Source organism: Microvirga calopogonii (genome assembly GCF_003347665.1).
GTDB lineage: Bacteria > Pseudomonadota > Alphaproteobacteria > Rhizobiales > Beijerinckiaceae > Microvirga > Microvirga calopogonii.
This window is the reverse complement of sequence record NZ_QDGA01000188.1, coordinates 1-4,998: the sequence shown is the minus strand read 5'-3', so window position 1 is coordinate 4,998 and position 4,998 is coordinate 1. Positions and strand designations below refer to the sequence as shown.

At 64.8% G+C, this 4,998-nt stretch carries 3 protein-coding genes and 1 pseudogene; 3 read left to right on the top strand and 1 reads right to left on the bottom strand.

Going from position 1 to position 4,998, the window contains the following annotated elements:
* Both DDF70_RS35365 and DDF70_RS35360 read left to right on the top strand, forming a co-directional pair.
* Nucleotides 1-1,665, top strand: a complete 1,665-nt coding sequence (locus DDF70_RS35365) for an electron transfer flavoprotein-ubiquinone oxidoreductase (protein ID WP_114949159.1) — start codon at nucleotides 1-3, stop codon at nucleotides 1,663-1,665.
* 230 nt (nucleotides 1,666-1,895) lie between these two features.
* Nucleotides 1,896-3,053, top strand: coding sequence for an iron-containing alcohol dehydrogenase (locus DDF70_RS35360; RefSeq protein WP_114949158.1), 1,158 nt, complete (start codon nucleotides 1,896-1,898; stop codon nucleotides 3,051-3,053).
* Between the two features lie 262 nt (nucleotides 3,054-3,315).
* On the opposite strand, the gene DDF70_RS35350 is transcribed toward DDF70_RS35360, so the two are convergent.
* A complete protein-coding gene (locus DDF70_RS35350) occupies nucleotides 3,316-4,026 on the bottom strand; it encodes an IS6 family transposase (RefSeq protein WP_114949156.1) in 711 nt (236 codons plus the stop codon).
* Nucleotides 4,027-4,082: 56 nt separating this feature from the next.
* Here DDF70_RS35350 and DDF70_RS35345 point away from each other — a divergent pair.
* Nucleotides 4,083-4,983: pseudogene (locus tag DDF70_RS35345) on the top strand (IS630 family transposase); the annotation flags it as partial.
* Between the last annotated feature and the right edge of the window lie 15 nt (nucleotides 4,984-4,998).

Sequence of the window (4,998 nt, the reverse complement as noted above, 5' to 3'; positions counted from 1 at the left end):
ATGTCCGATCTGCCTGCCCGTGAATCGATGGAGTTCGACGTCGTCGTCGTGGGGGCAGGGCCTGCCGGCCTGGCGACGGCGATCCGGCTCAAGCAGCAGGCGCTGGAGCAGGGCGCGGACATCTCGGTCGTGGTGGTGGAAAAAGGCTCCGAGGTCGGCGCCCATATCCTCTCCGGCGCGGTGATCGACCCTATCGGCCTCGACGCGCTCCTGCCGGACTGGCGCAATGATCCCGACCGGCCGCTCAAGACGCAAGTCACCGCCGACGAGTTCATGTATCTCGGCCACGCCGGCGGGGTGACGCTGCCCAACGTGTTCATGCCCAAGCTCATGAACAACCATGGCAACTTCGTCGGCTCGCTCGGCAACGTCGCCCGCTATCTCGGCCGCAAGGCCGAGGAGCTGGGGGTGGAGATCTATCCCGGCTTCCCGGCCGCCGAGGTGCTGGTCGAGGACGGCAAGGTGGTGGGCGTCGCCACCGGCGACTTAGGTATAGGCCGTGACGGCGAGCCCAATGCCAACTTCACCCGCGGCATGGAGCTGCGCGCCAAGTACACGATCTTCGGCGAAGGCGCGCGGGGCTCGCTGACCAAGCAGATGATCGAGCGCTTCGGCCTGAACCAGGGCCGGGATCACCAGAAATACGGCATCGGCATCAAGGAGCTGTGGCAGGTCAAGCCCGAGCACTTCCGGTCCGGCCTCGTGCGCCATTCCATGGGCTGGCCGCTGCCGAACAACGCGGGCGGCGGCTCCTGGCTGTACCATTTCGACGACAACCTGGTGTCCGTCGGCTTCGTGGTGCACCTGAACTACAAGAACCCGACCCTGTCGCCGTTCGACGAGTTCCAGCGCTTCAAGACGCACCCGATGGTGCGTGACGTGTTCGAGGGCGGAAAGCGCATCGGCTACGGGGCGCGGGCCATCATGGAGGGCGGCTGGCAGTCGGTGCCGCGCCTGTCCTTCCCGGGCGGCTGCCTGGTCGGCGACTCGGCAGGTTTCGTGAACGTGCCGCGCATCAAGGGCAGCCACAACGCGATCCTGTCGGGCATGCTCTGCGCCGACCACGTCTTTGCCGCCCTGCAGGCCGGGCGCGCCCGTGACGAGGTGGCGGCTTACGAGGAATCCTGGCGCGCCTCGCCCATCGGCTACGACCTCAAGCGGGTGCGCAACGTGAAGCCGCTCTGGTCGCGCTACGGCACGGCGGCCGGCGTGGCGCTCGGCGGGCTCGACATGTGGCTGACCGAGATCTTCGGCTGGTCGCCGTTCGGCACGATGAAGCACGGCAAGCCCGACTACGAGACCTTGCTGCCCCTCGATCAGGTCAAGCCGATCAAGTACGACCGGCCGGACGGGGTGCTGACCTTTGACAAGCTGTCCTCGGTGTTCCTGTCGAACACCAACCACGAGGAGGACCAGCCGGCCCACCTCAAGGTGAAGGACATGGGGCTGCAGAAGGCATCGGAGCTTGGGGTCTATGGCGGCCCCTCGCAGCGCTACTGCCCGGCGGGCGTGTACGAGTGGGTCGAGGGCGAGGGCGGACCGCGCTACCAGATCAACGCGCAGAACTGCGTCCACTGCAAGACCTGCGACATCAAGGATCCGAACCAGAACATCACCTGGGTCACCCCCGAAGGCGCCGGCGGGCCGAACTACGTCAATATGTGAGGTTGGCCGGAGAGGCGTGCTCTCCCGTCATCCCGGCGCCGCGTGAGCGGAACCCGGGATCACATGACGCGATTGGCGCCGGCAGCGCTCCTCCCCACAAAGGGGTAGGGAAGCCCGCGCTTTACGCGGCGCACGATCCCGGATCGCCGGCGGCGTCCGGGATGACGCAGTCGATGCAACAGCGGCCACGATTGTATTAGACAACAATCAACCGACAGGGAGAACTCCGAATGGCCAACTTCACGTTTCAGAGCCCGCCCCGCGTCATCTGCGAAACCGGTGGATTGGCGCGTATGGGGGAAGTGATGAAAGGTCTCGGCGTCATGCGGGCCATCGTCGTCTGCGACGCCGGCATCGCGGCCTGCGGCTTTTCCGACCGTGCGGTCGCGGCTTTGACCTCTGCCGGGTTGGAAGCAACCGTGTTCGATGGCGTTCAGGCGGACCCGCCCGTGAAAATCGTGCGCACCGCCGTGGATGCCGCTCGTGCCTTCGGGGCGGACGGTGTCGTGGGCTTGGGCGGCGGTTCATCTCTCGATACGGCGAAATTGGTGGCGCTCTTGATCGACTCCGATCAGATCCTCGAGGAGATGTACGGGACCGACTTGGCGCGCGGGCGTCGGGTGCCGCTGATCCAGGTTCCGACGACGTCCGGCACCGGATCCGAGGTGACCTGGGTGTCGGTCGTGACCAGCGATGCGAACGAGAAGAAGGCGATCTATTCCTCGCAGCTTCTGCCGGACGTGGCGCTGCTGGACGCCGAGCTGACGCTCGGCATGCCGCCGCACGTGACCGCTGCGACGGCGCTCGACGCCATGGTGCATGCTATCGAGGCCTACACGAGCCGCACCCGCAAAAACGTGGTGTCAGATACATTAGCCGTGAAGGCGCTCGCACTCTTAGGGAAGAATCTTCGTCGCGTCGTGGCCGACGGGTCGGATATCGAAGCACGCTCGGCCATGCTGCAGGGCTCGATGCTGGCCGGCATGGCCTTCGTCAATGCATCGGTCGCGGCAGTCCACGCCTTGTCGTATCCGCTGGGGACCCGGTTCCACATTCCTCATGGCCACAGCAACGCTCTGGTGATGGGACCGGTGATGCGGTTCAACATGCCGGTGGCCGAGAGGGCCTATGCGGAACTCGCCGTGCATCTTCTCCCCGATCGCAGCTTCGCGAACGACAAGGAGGCTGCCGAAGCCTTCGTGTCGGAACTGGAGCAACTGGTTTCGTCGGTCGGGTTGGAGACGCGTCTCAGCCGCTTGGGCGTAACAGAGGCGGACATTCCCGACATGGCGCGGGAGGTGACGGTCGGCATCCAGCGATTGATCGTCAACAATCCACGCGCCATGAACCTGGACGAGGTCGCGGGTCTCTACCGGGCGGTGCTGTAGCACGGGGACCGTGTTGCACGGATCGGATTGTGCACGCATTGATGGCCTTCGGACCCGCATTCAGGCGATACGAATGGACTTCGGGCGTCCAAGCTCGAACATGCGGTTCAAAGCGCTGATGGCAATGGCAACCTCGGTCGCGCTTGGCGATAGTGTCGTAGACGCCTGCTTGATCGTAGGCTCCGTCGGCGGTGAAGGAGGCAAGTGGGGCATCGTCAACTTAAAGATCTGAGATAAGGCCCGCCGGCCCTGGACCATCGGATCAGCAAGCCGCCGCAAGGCCGGTGACGTCGGCCCAGGTCGTGAAGGCCTGGGCCCGAGCCTTTCGATGGTCAGCAGCGTTGGTGTTAGCAGGACGGCGGAAGAGATTCGCGACTTGATCGTGGACCGAGAGGAAGCGCTGCGCCTGCCCGGCTGATTTGAAGCGCTTCATGATGCGCTCGCGTCGGCGCGTCGGCTGATGCGAGTTCTCCGCACGATTGTTCAAGCCTTTATGCTGGCGATGCTCCACTCCTGGCATGACCACCCTCTTCGCGGCGGCATAGCTGGCCAGTTTGTCTGTGATCATCACGCGCGGAGCGATGCCCTGCTTCTTCAGCAGCTTGCGCAGCAATCGCTTGGCTGCCTTGGCGTTGCGACGGCTCTGAACCAGGATGTCGAGCACGAGCCCGTGCTGGTCGACGGCTCGCCAGAGCCAATGCTTCCGGCCCGCGATAGTGATCACGACCTCGTCCAGATGCCATTTGTCCCCGGTTGCCGGAAGACGCCTGCGGATCTGATTGGCAAAGTCCTGGCCGAACTTCAGCGCCCACTGCCGCACAGTCTCATAGCTCACCTCGATACCTCGGGCGGCCAGCATCTCCTCGACCATGCGCAGGCTCAAGGGAAAGCGAAAGTACAACCAGACGGCGTAGCTGATCACTTCGGCTGGGAAGCGGTGGCGGGCGTAACGAGGGGCACGGGTCGGGGTCATGCCTCACGGATAGTCCGACCCAGGTCACTCTTCGGTTAAGTTGACGATGCCCTGCAGGTCATTCCTGCCACGCGGCAGGCCAGCCCTTTGCCGTCAGCGAGAGCTTCGCCATCAAGCTGGTGCGGCGCACGCGGGACACCGGCTCGCCGGCGCCTGCCCGTTAGGGCCGTCCGCCCGGAGGCGGCAAGCTGGTGCCCTATGAGAGCTTCCTGATCCAGACCGTCGCGGCAAGGCCCGCCATCTCCATGCCCGAACTGGCCGCTCTCTTGCTGGACGAGCATGGGATCGTCGCAGCTCCCGCGCTGCTCTCGCGCTTCCTGTGCCGGCGCGGCTTCTCATATCAAAAAAGCCCTGATGGCGGCGGAGTGCGCACGCGCCGACGTGCGGGATGAGCGCCGGGTCTGGCGCGCCCAGCGTCAGCCGCGCATGCGCGAGCAGCCGCACCGCTTGGTGTTTCTCGACGAGACCTTCGTCAACACCAAGATGACGCGCCTGCGCGGGCGCTCACGCAAAGGGCAGCGGCTGCGGATGAGCGCCCCCTTTGGACACTGGAAAACCGATACCTGTCTCGCAGGGCTGCGGTGCAGCGAGCTGTGTGCACCGTGGGTGAGCGATGGCCCGATCACCCGCTTGGCGTTCGAGGCCTACATCGAGACACAACTCGCGCCGACCCTGCGCCAAGGCGATGTGGTGATCCTCGACAACTTGGCTGTCCACAAGAGCGAGAAGGCCGCGCAGTGTCTGAGAGAACGCGGCGCCTGGTTCCTGTTTCTGCCCGCTTATTCGCCCGATATGAACCCGATCGAGCAGGCCTTCGCCAAGATCAAAGCGCACCTGCGCAAGGCCGAGGCCCGAACGTTCGACGCGCTCTGGCGAGCGCTCGGTGACATCTGCAATCTCTTCGAGCCGCAAGAATGTTGGAACTACCTCAAGGCCGCCGGATATGCGTCCGTTTAACCGTCCGATGCTCTA